The following is a 15,802-nucleotide window of genomic DNA, read 5'->3' as shown; positions in this document are numbered from 1 at the left end:
CGCGATGAGGATCGGCAACTGCTCCGGCTTCTACGGCGACCGGCTCTCCGCGATGCGCGAGATGCTCGAGGGCGGTCAGCTGGACGTGCTCACCGGCGACTACCTTGCCGAGCTGACCATGCTGATCCTCGGCCGCGACACGATGAAGGACCCGTCACTGGGCTACGCGAAGACCTTCGTCCGCCAGCTCGAGGACTGCCTGGGCCTGGCGCTCGAGGCGGGCGTGCGGGTCGTCAGCAACGCGGGTGGACTCAACCCGGCCGGTCTGGCGGACCGCCTGCGCGAGGTGGCGAAGGGTCTCGGTCTCGACCCGGCGATCGCCCACGTCGAGGGCGACGACGTCCGAGGCCTCGGCCAGCAGATCGGGCTGCGCGAGGGTGCGCTGACCGCCAACGCCTACCTCGGCGGGTTCGGCATCGCGGCCGCACTGCGGGGCGGGGCCGACGTGGTCGTGACCGGACGGGTAACCGACGCGAGCCTCGTCGTCGGACCCGCGGTCGCCCACTTCGGCTGGACGCCCACGTCGTACGACGAGCTGGCCGGCGCCGTGGTCGCCGGCCACATCCTCGAGTGCGGCACGCAGGCCACCGGCGGCAACTTCTCCGGCTTCAAGACCCTGCCCCACGACGGCAAGCCGCTCGGCTTCCCGCTCGCCGAGATCGCGGCCGACGGGTCGAGCGTGATCACCAAGCACGTCGGCACCGGCGGTGCGGTCACCGTCGACACCGTCACCGCGCAGCTCGTCTACGAGATCCAGTCCGCGCGCTACCTCAACCCCGACGTCACGACCCACCTCGACTCGATCCACCTGCGCGAGGCCGGCCCCGACCGGGTCGAGGTCAGCGGGGTGCGGGGCGAGGCGCCGCCCGAGCGGCTGAAGGTCTGTGTCAACGAGCTGGGTGGCTTCCGCAACACGGTCGAGCTCGTGCTCACCGGGCTCGACATCGACGCGAAGGCCGACTGGGTGCGCGAACAGCTCACCCCGGCGCTCACCGCGAGCGAGGTCAGCTGGACCCGCACCGCGCTGCCGCCCGCCGACGCCGACACGGAGGAGGGCGCATCCTGCCTGCTGCGGTGCACCGTCAAGGACGCGTCGCCCGACCCGGTCGGCCGGAGGTTCACCAGCGCCGCGGTCGAGCTCGCGCTCGCGTCCTACCCCGGGTTCACGATGACCGGTCCGCCCGCCCAGCCCACGCCGTACGGCGTCTACCGCGCGGAGTACGTCGACCGCTCGCTCGTCACCCAGACGGTGGTCCACGCCGACGGCACCCGTGAGGTCGTCGCCGACCCCACGGAGTTCTCCGAGGCCGAGCACGCCGACGGGCTGCGCCCCTCGCCGTACCCCGCGCCCACCGACTCGCTGACCCGCCGGGCGCCGCTCGGTTCCTTCGTGCACGCGCGGTCCGGTGACAAGGGCGGCGACGCCAACGTCGGGCTCTGGGTGGTCAACGACGGCTCCGGCAAGTACGACGCCCGGGTCACGTGGCTCGCCAAGCTGATCACCCCGCGCAAGGTGCGCGAGCTGATCCCGGAGGCGGCCGACCTCGACGTCGAGGTCTACGTGCTGCCCAACCTCGGCGCCGTCAACGTGCTGATCCGCGGCCTGCTCGGCGAGGGCGTCGCCGCGTCGACGCGGTTCGACCCGCAGGCCAAGGGCCTCGGCGAGTGGGTGCGCTCCCGGATGGTGCACGTGCAGGAGGGTCTGTTGTGACCACCCCGCCACGTTCTGCGTCTCCCCCGCTTCGCTCCTCCGCCGCCCGACGTGGCGGGGACCCCGGAGTCCCGTGGTGATGTCGTTGCGAGAGGTCGCCCGCGAGTTCACCCGCCGCGAGGTGGCGCCGTATCTCCAGGAGTGGGAGGACGCCGGCTCCATCCCGCGTGAGCTGCACGCCGCGGCCGCGAAGCAGGGCCTGCTCGGGGTCTCCTTCCCGGAGTCGGTCGGCGGCGAGGGTGGCGATCTGCTCGACTCGATCGAGCTGCAGGAGGGGATGTTCGAGGCCGGTGCGTCGAGCGGGCTGATGGCCGGGCTCTTCACCGGCGGCATCGCGCTGCCCCACATCGCCGCCCACGGCTCGCCCCAGCTCGTCGACCGCTTCGTCCGACACACGCTCGCCGGGGAGAAGATCGGCTCTCTGGGCATCACCGAGCCCGGGGGCGGCTCCGACGTTGCGGGCATCCGCACCACCGCGGTGCGAGAAGGCGACCACTACGTCGTCAACGGGGCGAAGACCTTCATCACCAGCGGCATCCGCGCGGACTTCGTGACCACCGCCGTCCGCACCGGCGGCCCCGGCCACGCGGGCATCTCGCTGCTCGTGGTCGAGAAGGGCACGCCCGGCTTCACCGCCGACCGGGCCCTCACCAAGATGGGCTGGCACTGCTCCGACACCGCCGAGCTGTCGTACGTCGACGTCCGGGTGCCGGTCGCGAACCTCGTCGGCGAGGAGAACTCCGGCTTCTACCTGATCGCCGAGCAGTTCGTCGTCGAGCGGATCGCGCTGGCCGTGCACGCCTACGGCATCGCGGCCCGCTCGCTGGAGCTGACGGCCGCCTACTGCCGTGACCGCGAGACCTTCGGCAGGCCGCTGGTCGCCAACCAGGTGGTGCGCCACAAGCTGGTCGAGATGCGGCGCCAGGTCGAGGTCGCCCGCACCTACACGCGGGAGATCGCGCGCCGTCACGTGGCGGGCGAGAGCGTGATCGCCGAGGCCTGCCTGGCGAAGCAGACCGCGTGCGACACCGCGACGTACGTCTGCGACCAAGCCGTCCAGCTGCACGGCGGGACGGGCTACATGCACGGGACCGAGGTCGAGCGGCACTACCGTGACGCCCGGATCCTGCCGATCGGCGGAGGAGCCACCGAAGTGCTGACAGACCTGGCCGCCAAGCTGTTGGGCTACGCGCCATGACCCGCACGTTGGTCGAGGTGCGAAGGCCGCCAGGCCTGAGCCTCGAAACCTCGCGAGGCGAGAAGCAGCCGTACCCGACGCCGCACTCGGCTCACCGGGTTTCGAGGCTCGGCGCTAGCGCGACTCGCACCTCAACCATCGGAGGGCCGCCGTACTCGGCTCACCGGGTTTCGAGGCTCGGCGCTAGCGCGCCTCGCACCTCAACCGCCGGAGGGCCGCCGTACTCGGCTCACCGGGTTTCGAGGCTCGGCGCTCGCGCGCCTCGCACCTCAACCACCGGAGGGGACCGATGACCAACCGCGAGGCGATGCTCGAGAAGCTCGCCGACCTGGACGCCGAGCACGCCAAGGCGGTGGCCGGCGGCGGGGAGAAGTACGTCGCCCGCCACCACGACCGCGGCAAGCTGATGCCGCGCGAGCGGATCGAGCTGCTCGTCGACGAGGGCTCCGCCTTCCTCGAGCTCAGCCCGCTGGCCGGCTGGGGCTCCGACTTCACCGTCGGCGCGAGCGTGGTGACCGGCATCGGCGTCGTCGAGGGCGTCGAGTGCATGATCACCGCCAACGACCCGTCGGTGAAGGGCGGCGCCAGCAACCCGTGGACGGTCAAGAAGATCTTCCGCGCCTCCCAGATCGCCGAGGAGAACGGGCTGCCGTCGATCTCGCTGGTCGAGTCGGGCGGCGCGGACCTGCCGACCCAGAAGGAGATCTTCATCCCCGGCGGCAAGCTCTTCCGCGACATCACCCGGGCCAGCGCCCGCAAGGAGCCGACGATCGCGCTGGTCTTCGGCAACTCGACGGCCGGTGGCGCCTATGTGCCGGGCATGTCCGACTACACGGTGATGGTCCGCGACCAGGCCAAGGTGTTCCTCGGCGGCCCGCCGCTGGTGAAGATGGCCACCGGCGAGGAGTCCGACGACGAGTCGCTCGGCGGCGCCGAGATGCACGCGCGCACGTCGGGTCTCGCCGACTACCTCGCCGAGGACGAGCTCGACGCCATCCGGATCGGGCGGCGGATCGTCGCCCGGCTCAACTGGAAGAAGGCGGTCGCCCCACCCACGTCGTACGCCGAGCCCGACGAGGACCCGGACGGGCTGCTCGACCTGATCCCGACCGACCTCAAGGAGCCGTTCGACCCGCGCGAGGTGATCCGCCGGATCTGTGACGGGGTCAGTGACACCAACGGCGTGGTCTTCGACGAGTTCAAGCCGCTCTACGGTCCGTCGCTGGTGACCGGGTGGGCGCGTCTGCACGGCCGCCCGATCGGCATCCTCGCCAACGCGCAGGGCGTGCTCTTCTCGCAGGAGGCGCAGAAGGCGGCGCAGTTCGTGCAGCTGGCCAACCAGACCGACACCCCGCTGCTCTTCCTGCACAACACCACCGGCTACATGGTCGGCAAGGAGTACGAGCAGGGCGGGATCATCAAGCACGGCGCGATGATGATCAACGCGATCAGCAACTCCACGGTCCCGCACCTGAGCGTGATCATGGGTGCGTCGTACGGCGCCGGCAACTACGGCATGAACGGCCGCGCCTTCGACCCGCGCTTCCTCTTCACCTGGCCGTCCGCGAAGTCGGCCGTGATGGGCCCGGCCCAGCTCGCCGGCGTGCTCGAGATCGTGGCGCAGCAGTCGGCCGAGGCCAAGGGCCAGACCTTCGACGCCGAGGGCTTCCAGGGCGTCAAGGACATCGTCGAGGCGCAGATCGAGGAGCAGTCGATGCCGTACTTCCTGTCCGGGATGCTCTACGACGACGGGGTGATCGACCCGCGCGACACGCGCACCGTCCTGGGGATCTGCCTCTCGGTCATCGAGACCAAGGCCTACGAGGGCACCGACCGGTTCGGGGTGTTCCGCGCATGATCAAGCGAGCAGCGGCGTGCGAGGAACGAGCGCGTCGCGTCAGCGAGACGAGGTCGAGCAAGCCCCGCGACCGAGGCACGAGGTCGCGATGGGCGCGTCGAAACCCAGTGAGGTGGCAAGCATGATCACGCGACTCCTGGTCGCCAACCGGGCCGAGATCGCGTCGCGAGTGTTCCGGACCTGCCGCACCCTCGGCATCGAGACCGTGGCCGTCCACTCCGACGCCGACGCCGCGCTGCCCTACGTCCGCGAGGCCGACCAGGCCGTCCGGCTCCCCGGCACCGCGCCCGCCGACACCTACCTGCGCATCGACCTGGTGCTCGACGCGGCCCGCCGCTCGGGTGCGGACGCGATCCACCCCGGCTACGGATTCCTCTCCGAGAACGCGGAGTTCGCCCGAGCCGTCATCGACGCCGGGCTGATCTGGGTCGGGCCCGACCCTGCGTCGATCGACGCGATGGGCTCGAAGATCGAGGCCAAGCGGATCATGCGGGAGGCCGGAGTGCCCACGCTGGAGGCGCCCGACGAGCCGACCGAGGCCGACCTCCCGCTGTTGGTGAAGGCGTCCGCGGGTGGCGGTGGCCGCGGCATGCGCGTCGTCCGTGCGCTGGCCGACCTGCCCGGCGAGATCGCGAAGGCCGAGGCCGAGGCGCTGTCGGCGTTCGGCGACGGCACCGTCTTCGTCGAGCCGTACGTCGAGCGCGGCCGGCACGTCGAGGTGCAGGTGGTCGGCACCAGCGTCTACGGCGACCGGGACTGCTCGCTGCAGCGCCGCCACCAGAAGGTGGTGGAGGAGGCGCCGGCGCCCGGCCTCAGCGACGACGTGCGGGTCGCCCTGCACGACGCCGCCCGCAAGGCCGCCGAGGCGATCGACTACCGGGGCGCCGGCACCGTGGAGTTCCTGCTCGACCCCGACACGGAGCGGTTCTTCTTCCTGGAGATGAACACCCGGCTCCAGGTCGAGCACCCGGTCACCGAGCTCGTGCACGACATCGACCTCGTCGGGCTGCAGATCACCGCTGCCGAGGTCAACTGGACGATGGGCTGGCCGGACCCGCCGCGCGGGCACGCCATCGAGGTCCGCCTCTACGCCGAGGACCCGGCGGCCGACTACCAGCCGCAGAGCGGCACCCTGACGACGTTCGAGATCCCCCTCGAGGAGGGCATCCGCGTCGACGCCGGCTTCGAGAGCGGCAGCGAGGTGTCCACGCACTACGACGCCATGCTGGCCAAGGTCGTGGCGCACGCGCCGACCCGGGAGGCCGCCGCGCGCAAGCTCGCCGGTGTCCTGAGCCGCGCCAAGATCCACGGGTTGGTGACCAACCGGGACCTGCTGGTGCAGATCCTGCGGGACCCGAGGTTCCTGGCCGGTGAGGTCTCGACGGACTTCCTCGGTGGTGGTTTCGAGGCTCGCTCCGCTCGCACCTCGACCACCGAAGCGGTGGCGGCGGCGATCGCGCTGGCCGAGCAGGCGGTGGAGGCGCGTACGGTCCAGCGCGGCATCCCGGTCGCCTGGCGCAACGTCGTCTCCCAACCGCAGCGCACGGAGTTCGAGGGCGACATCGTCGTCGAGTGGTACGGCGCCTACGCGGTCGACGGCCACACCGTCGTCGCCGCGAGCCCGACCAGCGTGACCCTGGAGACCGACGGCGTGCGCACGACGTACGCGATCGCCGTCAGCGGAGCCGCTGTCGACGTCGACAGCCCGCGCGGCCACGTCCGCCTCACCCGGGTGCCGCGGTTCGTCGACCCCGCCGACGCGGTGTCGAGCGGCAGCCTGCTCGCGCCGATGCCCGGCACCGTCGTCCGGGTCGCGGTCGACGCGGGTCAGACGGTGAGCGCCGGTGACCCGGTGCTCGTCCTCGAGGCCATGAAGATGCAGCACACCGTGAGCGCGCCGTACGCCGGCGTCGTCACGGAGATCAACGTGAAGCCCGGTGCGCAGGTCGCCTCCGGTGAAGTCCTAGCAGTGGTCGAGCCCACGGAGGAGACAGCATGACCGTCGCATTCAGCGAGACCGAGGAGCGCCAGGAGCTGCGCAAGCAGGTCGCCAAGCTGGCCGGCAAGTACGGCCGTGAGTGGTTCACCCAGAAGGCCCGCGCCGGCGAGAAGACCACCGAGCTGTGGCTCGAGATCGGCAGATGTGGCTACCTCGGCATCAACATCCCCGAGCAGTACGGCGGGGGTGGAGGCGGCATCGGCGACATCGCGGCGGTCTGCGAGGAGCTCGCGGCGCAGGGCTGCCCGCTGCTGCTGATGGTCGTCAGCCCGGCGATCTGCGGCACGATCATCACCCGCTACGGCACCGAGGAGCAGAAGCAGCGCTGGCTGCCCGGCATCTGCGACGGCACCGGCACCATGGCCTTCGCGATCACCGAGCCCGACGCCGGCACCAACACCCACAACATCACCACGACCGCGCGCCGCGACGGCGACGAGTGGGTGCTCAACGGCCGCAAGATCTACATCTCCGGCGTCGACGAGGCCGACAACGTGCTGGTCGTCGCGCGCACCGAGGACGCGAGGACGGGCAAGCTCAAGCCCTGCCTCTTCGTGGTGCCGACCGACGCGGAGGGCTTCGAGGCACGCTCGATCCCGATGGAGATCGTCAGCCCGGAGCTGCAGTTCCAGGTGTTCATCGACGACGTCCGGCTGCCCGCCGACGCGCTCGTCGGCGACGAGGACGGTGGCCTGGTGCAGCTCTTCGCCGGGCTCAACCCGGAGCGGATCATGGCCGCCAGCTTCTCCACCGGCCTGGCCCGCTTCGCCCTCGACAAGGCGGCGGCGTACGCCAAGGAGCGCGTGGTCTTCAAGGACGCCATCGGCTCCCACCAGGCCGTCGCGCACCCGCTCGCGCAGTCGCACATCGAGATCGAGATGGCCCGGCTGATGACCCAGAAGGCTGCCGCCCTCTACGACGCCGGCGACGACATGGGCGCGGGCGAGGCCGCCAACATGGCGAAGTACGCCGCCGCCGAGGCCGCCTGCGACGCCGCGGACCGGGCCGTGCAGACCCATGGCGGCAACGGGATCACCCAGGAGTACGGCATGGCCGGGCTCCTCGTCGCCACCCGGGCGGGCCGGATCGCACCCGTCAGCCGCGAGATGATCCTCAACTTCGTCGCCATGCACTCCCTGGGTCTGCCAAAGTCGTACTGATGACGACTCTCGCGAGCGACGGTGGCACCGACAGCTGGATCCCCGACGGGGTCACCGCGCTCGCCGAGCACGCTCCCGAGGTGGCGACGTCGTTCGCGCGGCTCGTCTCGGTGCGTCCCTCCGGGGTGAACGACGAGATGCTGGAGGGCCCCGAGGTCGCGGCGTTCGCCGACCAGTTCCGGGTCGACGTGTCGGTCATCGACGAGCAGCTGCGCGCCGCCTTCGCGACGGCCACGGGCGAGCGGTCCGTCGCGATCGCCCAGATGGTGTGGATCTCCGACGTCGCGCCCCGGGTGCACGCCGCCCTCGACGCGCTGTTCGGGCCGTCGGAGGAGTGGCCCGGACGGCGGCGCCAGCCGGTGGCCGACACCTGGGGCGTGATCGACGCCTTCCTGCGCTCGGTGGCCCGGCTCGACGCGCTCGACGTGACCGCGACCGAGCTGGTCCGGCTGCGCGGCGCGCGCCAGCACCACTGCCGGATCTGCCAGTCCCGCCGGTCCGCCGCGGCGATCGAGGCGGGTGCCGACGCGGTCATGTTCGACGCCGTCGACCACTACGAGTCGAGTGACCTGCCGGACGCCACGAAGGCGGCGCTGGCGCTGACCGACGCGATGATCTGGACGCCGACGGCGATCCCGGAGCCGGTCGTCGCCGCCGTCCGCGAGCTGCTGACGCCGGCCCAGGCCGTCGAGGTCGTGCTCGACGTCGCCCGCAACGCCGCCAACAAGATCGCCGTCGCGCTCGGCGCGGATGCCGCGACCGTGACCGACGGCATCGAGCTGTTCGTGACCGAGGCGGACGGCGGGCTCCGGGTCGTCTGATCCACGGTTCCGCGACGCGGCGCCGGCGCCTACCCTGTGGGCGCGCCCCTCTCGGGACCGGGCTACTCCGTCCCCGAGAGGTTGTCACCACATGCGCAAGCTCCTGTCCGTCCTCGCCGTGCTGCTCTGCGCCGCCGGCTTCGCCTCCGCCGTACCGGCCCCGGCCCAGACCGCGCCCGCCGCGCGCGCCGCCCTGCCGTACGAAGGCCACTACCGGGGCATGGATCAGCACCACCGCACGGTCACCTTCACCTACACGCGTGCCCATGGGATGACGAACTTCCGGGTCGGGCACCAGTCGTTCGGTGGGGCGCAGGTGTCGGGCGGCCGGTGGCACCACACCTGTCACCACGGCTACTGCACCCGCGGCCAGTGGCACCACGACTTCTACGTGACCGGCCACTGGAACGTCTCGCACGGCGGCGGCGGCGACGTCTTCTTCGAGGCGACCCACGTCAGTTGATCGGCCACCCACCCTTGCCATGATCGAACAGGTGTTCGATCATGGCAAGGGTGATCATCCACGCCGACCTCGACTCGTTCTTCGCCTCGGTCGAGCAGCGTGACGACCCGCGCCTGCGGGGCCGCCCGGTCATCGTCGGCGGTGGCGTCGTGCTCGCGGCCAGCTACGAGGCCAAGGCCCACGGCGTCCGCTCCGCGATGGGGGGCCGGACGGCGGCCCGACTGTGCCCCGACGCGATCGTCGTACCGCCCCGGTTCTCGGCGTACGTCGAGGCCAGCCGCGCGGTCTTCGAGATCTTCCATGACACGACGCCGCTCGTGGAGGGTGTCTCCCTCGACGAGGCGTTCCTCGACGTCGGCGGGCTGCGCCGGCTGGTGGGCACGCCCGAGCTGGTCGGTGAGCTGCTGCGTGAGCGGGTGAAGGCGGACGTCGGGCTGCCGATCTCGGTCGGCATCGCGCGCACGAAGTACCTCGCCAAGGTGGCCAGCGCCGTCAGCAAGCCCGACGGGCTGCTGAGCGTGCCGCCCGACGGCGAGCGCGAGTTCCTCCACCCGCTCCCCGTCGAGCGGCTGTGGGGCGTCGGCACGGTCACCGCCGCCAAGCTGCACGCCGACGGCATCCGCACCATCGGCGAGCTGGCCCGGCGGCAGGAGGCCGAGCTGACCGGCGCGATCGGGCAGGCCGCCGGCCGGCACGTCTGGGCCCTGGCCAACCTGCGCGACCCGCGCCCGGTCGTGGTCGGGCGGCGGCGGAGCTCGATCGGGTCGCAGTCCGCGCTGGGCTCCGGCCGCCGGCGCTCGCAGGCCGAGCTCGACGTCCTGCTCGCCGGGCTGGTCGACCGGGTCGCGCGCCGGCTCCGGGGCGGGGCCCGGACCGGCCGGACGTTCACGCTGCGCCTGCGCTTCGACGACTTCACCCGGGCCACCCGGTCGGCCACGCTGCCCCGCTCGACGGCGACCACCGCGACCTGGCTCGAGACCGGCCGGAGTCTGCTGAGGGCCAGCTGGCCGCTGATCGAGGAGCGCGGCTGCACCCTGCTGGGCATCACCATCTCGGGCCTGGTCGGGGCCGACGCGCCGGAGCAGCTCGAGCTCCCGCTCTTCGCCGAGCAGGCCCGCGCCGAGGTCCTCGACGGGACGCTCGACCGGGTGCGCGACCGGTTCGGCGCGGCCGCCGTGACCCGAGCGACGCTGGTCGGACGCCCCGTCGGGATCGAGATGCCGACCCTGCCGGACCCCTCGCCGGTACGGTGAGCGAGTGGCAAGGGCTCTGGACGCCGTGGACCGCGGGCAGCGCCGCTTCCCGCCGGTCGGCTTTCCCCTGGCCGTGATCTACAAGTTCTTCGACGACCAGGGCAACTACCTGGCCGCGATCATGACCTACTACGCGTTCGTCGCGATCTTCCCGCTGCTCCTCCTCGGCTCGTCGATCCTGGGATTCTTCCTCCAGGGCAACCCGGAGCTGCGCAACGACCTCATCGACTCGGCACTCGCCCAGTTCCCGATCGTCGGCGACCAGCTCGGGCAGCCGGAGGGGCTCCAGGGCTCGACCGCCGGCATCGTCCTGGGAGCGCTGGTGGCGCTGTACGGCGCGCTCGGGCTCGGGCAGGCGCTGCAGAACGCGCTCAACATCGCCTGGTCGGTGCCGCGCAACAGCCGGCCCAACCCGGTACTCCTGCGGCTCAAGAGCCTGGGCCTGCTGCTGACCGCCGGACTCGCGGTGCTGGCGCTCTCCGTGCTCTCGGCGCTGAGCAGCAACACGTCGGTGCTGGGCGACCGGTTCGCGTCGTACTCCTGGCCGATCTGGGTGGCGACCGTGCTCATCAACACGCTCGTGCTCGCCGTGCTCTTCCGCTACGGCACCTCACGGACCCACCGTTTCTGGGGCTCGGTCCCCGGAGCGCTCACGACCGCGCTGCTGTGGCAGCTGCTCCAGCAGATCGGGACCCTCTACGTCACCAACGTGCTGACCGAGACCAGCTCGATGAACAAGACCTTCGGCCTGGTCCTCGGACTGATCGGCCTGATCTACATCGCCGCGGTGATGGGGGTGCTCGGCATCGAGGTCAACGTCGTGCTCAACCGGCGGCTGTGGCCCCGGGCCCTGCTGACGCCGTTCACCGACAAGGTGGACCTCACCGAGGCCGACAAGCGTGCCTACGCCGGCTACGCGATGGCCCAGCGCCACAAGGGCTTCGAGAACGTCGAGGTCACCTTCACCGACACGATGAAGCTGCGCGTCGTCCAGTCCGAGCCCGACGACGGCGCCGATCACGCGTCGTAGGTCAGTCGCGCCCGGAGGCGCGCGACGGTGTCGGAGGAGAGACCGAGTCCGTCGGCGAGGTAGCCGTCCAGCGAGCCGTACAGCTCGTCGACCGCGTCGTACGCCGTCTGCAGGTAGCTCTCCTCGACGACCATCGCCGGCTCGTAGACGGCCGCCTTGTCCGCGCCGAGGTGCTCGGCGATCAGGGCGAGGTACTTCTCCCGGGTCGCCGACGAGACGTCGTTGGTGAGCAGGTAGTCGGCCAGGATCGTGGCGCGGTCGACGCCGGCGATCTCGAGCAGGAGCGCCGCCGCCCAGCCGGTGCGGTCCTTGCCGGCCGTGCAGTGGAAGAGCTGCGGGAGGTCGCCGGTCGCGAGGTCGGTGAGCAGCCGGGCGTACGACGCCCGCGCCTGCGGGTCGCGCACGAACGCGTCGTACACGCCGCGCATCACCCGGACGGCGGCGTCGGTGTCGTGCAGTCCCTCGACCATCTCCATGGGGATGCCGGAGACCTCGACGTGCTGCCAGGTGGCGCCGGCGACCTCGGTGTCGGGGTGGGCCTCGATCTCCGGGCCGCCGCGCAGGTCGTGGATCATCGCGACCCCGAGGTCGGCCAGCGTCGTGGCGTCCTCGGCCGTGAGCTGGAGCTCGTTGGAGCGGTAGAAGACACCCCGGCGCACGTGCCGGCCGTCGCGGGTCGGGTGGCCGGGACCGGCGCCCGCGACGTCGCGGAAGTTGTCGGCGGAGGCGAGGCGGACCAGCTCCTCGGGAAGCGGCCGGTCGGTCGGGGGGCTGTCGGTCACGCTCCGCAGGGTAGGTGGCCGGACGAAGGGCGGATGACCGGCAGCGGCCGTGATGGTCCATACCGGAGGGGCTTCCTGGGTGGTTCTGCGGCTAGTTGACGAGATCCGACCTAGCGTGACGACGGCGAGCGGCCTCGGGGCCGGACGAACCCGTCGACCCGAGTCCACTCACAGGGGGAACCCATCATGCTCCGCAAGCTCACTGCAGCCGCGGCCGTCCTGTTCTGCGTGGCCGGCCTCGGGCTGGCCGCGATCGCGCCGGCGCAGGCCACGTCGGTCCTGCCGACGCACGGCAGCTACACCGGCAAGGACCACGCCGACCGCAAGATCACCTTCACGTTCAGCGGCAACCAGATCTCCCACTTCACCGTCGGGAGCCACCTCATCGGCGGTGCGCACGTCTCCAACGGGATGTGGCACGAGACCTGCCACAACGGCTACTGCACCAAGGGCCAGTGGCAGCTCGACTTCCACGTGGTCGGCTACTGGCGCACCCCGGGCGGACACTGGACCGCCTTCTCGGCGAGCGCGCCGCAGCCCGCGCACCAGGGCGACTTCATGGGCAGGGACCACCAGGGCAACTTCGTGCACGTCTCCTTCCACGGCACCCGGGTCCACGACTTCACGGTCGAGGGGTACGGCGACTTCCCGGAGGCCCACGTCTCCAACGGCGCCTGGCACGAGACCTGCTCGCAGGCCGGCTGGTGCTACCGCGGTCGCTTCCAGGGCGCCCACACCGTGGTCGGCGAGTGGCGCACCCGCGGCAGCGTCTGGCACGCGTGGGAGGCCCACGCCTACTCGGCCTGACGCAGCGGCACGAACCGGTAGTGCCCGTGCCGGCTGATCTCCTGCCCGCCGCCCTGGTCCTGCACGACCAGCACCATCTCGCCCGCCACCGGGATCACCATCCGGCCCGGCGCAGCGAGCTGGTCGACCAGGGAGGCGGGCAGCTCCCGCGCCTCGGCCGACACCAGGATCCGGTCGTACGGCGCCCGCAGCGGGTCGCCGTACGCCCCCGGGATCGCCTGCTCGATCCGCGCCCACGGCCAGGCGCCCCGGGCCAGGTTCGTCCGGCCGACCTCGACCAGGTCGGGTTCGAGCTCCAGGCCCAGGACCTCGCCGGCCGGGCCGGTCAGGTGCGCGAGCAGCCCCGTGGTCCAGCCCGACCCGGACCCGACGTCGAGGACGCGGTCTCCGGCCCGGACCGCCAAGAGCCGGAGCATGGCCTCGACCGTGCGGGGCTGGGAGTTGGTCTGGCCGTGACCGATGTCGAGGGGGCCGTCGTACGACGCGCGCCGCCGTGCCGCGCGAGGCAGGAACCACTCGCGCGGGGCTGCCGCGAAGGCGTCCGCGACCGGGTCGGCGGTCATGCTCCCGAGTGAACCACGCAATTCGCGAGACGGGCCCCGCGCTGCGGGGTGACACTCTCCGACGTGATCAAGATGGAGCTCCTTCTCGGGGTCGTGTCGTTCGCGCTGTGGGTCTTCTGCCTCGTGGACGCCATCGGGACCCCCTCCGACCGGGTGCGCAACCTGCCCAAGGTGGCCTGGGTCCTGCTGATCCTCTTCTTCCCGCTCGTCGGCTCGATCGCCTGGCTGGTCGCGGGTCGCCCGGAGTCGGCGACGCCCCGGCGCTCGCCGTACGAACGGGAGACCCCGCACTTCCCGGAGTACGACCGGCCCGGGCGGGCGGCGGCCGTCGATCCCGAGAAGGACGACGAGTTCCTGCGCCAGGTCCGCGAGCGCGCCGAGGCCCAGCGCAGGGCCTACGACGAGAAGCGCAAGCGCGAGTCCACCGAGGACTGACCCGGCTACTTGTCGTACGCCTGCAGCTTGCCGACCTGGTTGACCGCACGGCCGTCGACGGTCAGGGTCATGCTGCCGGCGATGCCGCTCGGCACCTCGGGGTAGCGGGTCTCGCCGCGGGTGCGGTAGCCGGTGGTCTGCCACAGCTCGGAGTGGTCCGGGTCCTGGCGGCCGTCGAACTCGTGCACCTCGAAGGTCATCCGGTCGCGGTAGACCCGGGCCAGCATGTAGGTCGCGTCGCCGGTGTACATCAGGCCGCCCGTGGTGATCTGGGTGATGCCGTCGGCCCGTCGCATCGTCGTGTTGTGGACCTCGCCGGCGAGGTAGAGGTCGACGCCGCCGTGGACCATCGTCCGCCAGAGCGCGGTGTCCGGGCCGCCGGCCATCGAGCCGCCCGACGACGAGCGGGTGCGGACCGGGGTCAGGATCGGGTTGTGGCCCTGCACCACCACCCAGCGCACGTGGTCGCGCCGGGCGTCCGCGAGCACGCCCCGCAGCCACCGCAGCTGGCCACCGACCACCTCGAGCTCGACGTCGTCCGCCGTCCGGCGGAACTCGTCGAGGCTCACCAGCAGCAGGTCGGGCGTGAGCCGCGTGGCGTAGGCGGTGTCGGCGTACGGCGTGCCCACGGGGCGGTCCGGGTAGCGCGGCGAGCCGTCCGGGAGCTGGGTGAAGTGGCGCGCGAACTCCCGCTTGAAGAGCGGGACCAGCCGCCGCTTCGCCGTCGTGTCGAGGTCCGAGTCGTCCCACGGGTTGTCACCGATGTCGTGGTCGCCGAGGGCGGCGTGCAGGGTCAGCCCGCGGCTCGCGAACCGCTCCGCGTAGGCCCCGTAGTAGAGCTCCGCGGCCCGGACCAGGGCGCGCCGCTGCTCGGCCGGCGTCGTCACCGGGCCGAAGATCCCGGTGTCGAGCTTGTCGCGCCCCCAGTGGCCCTCGACCAGATCACCCGGCACCAGCACGGAGTCGGGCCGCGCGGTCGCGATCTCGTTGAGGAACAGGTTGGTCGCGTGCCAGAGCCGCCGGGACCAGGAGTTCGGGTCGCCCGGGTCCCAGCCCGGCTCGGACCGTACGTCGCCGACGTCCTGGTTGATGAAGTCGGGAGCCGCGGCGAACACGTAGTCGACCGTCGGGTCCGCGCGGAGCGGCAGCTTCTCCAGGTCGAGGATCGTCGAGCGGATCTCGGAGGGCCGGGTCGGGCTGCTCGCCGGCGCGGCTCCCGGCGAGCCCGGCTCCGGGTCGGAGGAGCTGGACGTGCAGCCGGCAGTCGCCGCCGCGATGACGGCCACCGCGCCCACGACTCGACGTACCGAGAGATCCCCCATCGCTGGAGGCTAACCCGCCGTCCGTCGTTCCGGTGGCCGCCGAGGGTGGCCAGTGCTCGGCGCGGGCATGGGTGTGGCCCCGTCGGCGGTGGCCGGCGGGGTCGGGTGGTCAGGTATGTCGTTGGTGGGTGAGGTCGTTGATGTACATGTGCCCGTGGGGGCTGGTCCAGCGGAAGACTCGTGCTGCGGTGCGTTGGTAGGTCCAGCCGCCGTGGGTCTTGAGCCGGTGGTGGTGGCGGCACAGGGGGGCGAGGTTGCACGAGCAGGTGGGTCCGCCCTGGTCGTGCTCGATGATGTGGTCGGCGTCGCAGGACCTGGATGGTCGGGTGCAGTGCGAGAACACGCAGGTGGGGTGGGTGAGGTTGACCTGCTCCCTCAGCAGCGGGGTGGGGTCGTGGCC

Annotated in this window: 15 protein-coding genes; 11 read left to right on the top strand and 4 right to left on the bottom strand. The window is 71.8% G+C overall.

The genetic code is table 11. From position 1 onward, the window contains the following. Positions 1–4 precede the first annotated feature (4 nt). The 9 genes from PD653B2_RS12240 to PD653B2_RS12200 all read left to right on the top strand — a co-directional run bounded on the left by PD653B2_RS12240 (position 5) and on the right by PD653B2_RS12200 (position 11,493). Positions 5–1,711: an acyclic terpene utilization AtuA family protein gene (locus PD653B2_RS12240; RefSeq protein WP_242665259.1), complete on the top strand. Its 1,707-nt coding sequence runs from the start codon at positions 5–7 to the stop codon at positions 1,709–1,711. Positions 1,712–1,790: 79 nt separating this feature from the next. Continuing rightward, entirely contained in the window at positions 1,791–2,909 is a 1,119-nt protein-coding gene (locus PD653B2_RS12235) for an acyl-CoA dehydrogenase family protein (protein ID WP_085872703.1), read from the top strand. 289 nt (positions 2,910–3,198) lie between these two features. Next, positions 3,199–4,767, top strand: a complete 1,569-nt coding sequence (locus PD653B2_RS12230) for an acyl-CoA carboxylase subunit beta (RefSeq protein WP_085872664.1) — start codon at positions 3,199–3,201, stop codon at positions 4,765–4,767. 121 nt (positions 4,768–4,888) lie between these two features. Further along, entirely contained in the window at positions 4,889–6,766 is a 1,878-nt protein-coding gene (locus PD653B2_RS12225) for an acetyl/propionyl/methylcrotonyl-CoA carboxylase subunit alpha (RefSeq protein ID WP_085872663.1), read from the top strand. Further along, a complete protein-coding gene (locus PD653B2_RS12220) occupies positions 6,763–7,926 on the top strand; it encodes an acyl-CoA dehydrogenase family protein (RefSeq protein WP_085872662.1) in 1,164 nt (387 codons plus the stop codon). The genes PD653B2_RS12225 and PD653B2_RS12220 overlap by 4 nt, the downstream gene beginning before the upstream one ends. Then, on the top strand, positions 7,926–8,747 hold the full coding sequence (locus PD653B2_RS12215) for a carboxymuconolactone decarboxylase family protein (protein WP_085872661.1): 822 nt from the start codon (positions 7,926–7,928) through the stop codon (positions 8,745–8,747). Before PD653B2_RS12220 ends, PD653B2_RS12215 begins: the two co-directional genes overlap by 1 nt. A gap of 91 nt (positions 8,748–8,838) precedes the next feature. Next, complete coding sequence (locus PD653B2_RS12210) at positions 8,839–9,210, top strand: hypothetical protein (protein WP_085872660.1); 372 nt, start codon at positions 8,839–8,841, stop codon at positions 9,208–9,210. A gap of 41 nt (positions 9,211–9,251) precedes the next feature. Further along, a complete protein-coding gene (gene dinB / locus PD653B2_RS12205; RefSeq protein WP_085872659.1) occupies positions 9,252–10,463 on the top strand; it encodes a DNA polymerase IV in 1,212 nt (403 codons plus the stop codon). A gap of 4 nt (positions 10,464–10,467) precedes the next feature. Further along, positions 10,468–11,493, top strand: coding sequence for a YihY/virulence factor BrkB family protein (locus PD653B2_RS12200; protein WP_207559247.1), 1,026 nt, complete (start codon positions 10,468–10,470; stop codon positions 11,491–11,493). Here PD653B2_RS12200 and PD653B2_RS12195 read toward each other — a convergent pair. Next, a complete protein-coding gene (locus PD653B2_RS12195; protein WP_165763453.1) occupies positions 11,481–12,275 on the bottom strand; it encodes a tyrosine-protein phosphatase in 795 nt (264 codons plus the stop codon). The two genes, PD653B2_RS12200 and PD653B2_RS12195, sit on opposite strands and share 13 nt — an antisense overlap. 186 nt (positions 12,276–12,461) lie before the next feature. Here PD653B2_RS12195 and PD653B2_RS12190 point away from each other — a divergent pair, with 186 nt between their 5' ends. After that, a complete protein-coding gene (locus PD653B2_RS12190) occupies positions 12,462–13,082 on the top strand; it encodes a hypothetical protein (RefSeq protein WP_085872656.1) in 621 nt (206 codons plus the stop codon). On the opposite strand, the gene PD653B2_RS12185 is transcribed toward PD653B2_RS12190, so the two are convergent. Then, entirely contained in the window at positions 13,070–13,645 is a 576-nt protein-coding gene (locus PD653B2_RS12185) for a protein-L-isoaspartate O-methyltransferase family protein (protein ID WP_085872655.1), read from the bottom strand. The two genes, PD653B2_RS12190 and PD653B2_RS12185, sit on opposite strands and share 13 nt — an antisense overlap. 72 nt (positions 13,646–13,717) lie before the next feature. Between PD653B2_RS12185 and PD653B2_RS12180 the strand changes: the two genes are divergently transcribed. Next, positions 13,718–14,080, top strand: coding sequence for a PLD nuclease N-terminal domain-containing protein (locus PD653B2_RS12180; RefSeq protein WP_085872702.1), 363 nt, complete (start codon positions 13,718–13,720; stop codon positions 14,078–14,080). Between the two features lie 5 nt (positions 14,081–14,085). Here the strand turns inward: PD653B2_RS12180 and PD653B2_RS12175 are convergent, their stop codons facing one another. Further along, a complete protein-coding gene (locus tag PD653B2_RS12175; RefSeq protein WP_085872654.1) occupies positions 14,086–15,402 on the bottom strand; it encodes a metallophosphoesterase family protein in 1,317 nt (438 codons plus the stop codon). Positions 15,403–15,511: 109 nt separating this feature from the next. Further along, positions 15,512–15,802: HNH endonuclease signature motif containing protein (locus PD653B2_RS24930; RefSeq protein WP_165763452.1), on the bottom strand; the 291-nt coding region annotated here is incomplete at its 5' end.

This window comes from Nocardioides sp. PD653-B2 (genome assembly GCF_002117935.1).
Lineage (GTDB): Bacteria > Actinomycetota > Actinomycetes > Propionibacteriales > Nocardioidaceae > Nocardioides.
This window is presented reverse-complemented; position numbering and strand designations above follow the sequence as displayed.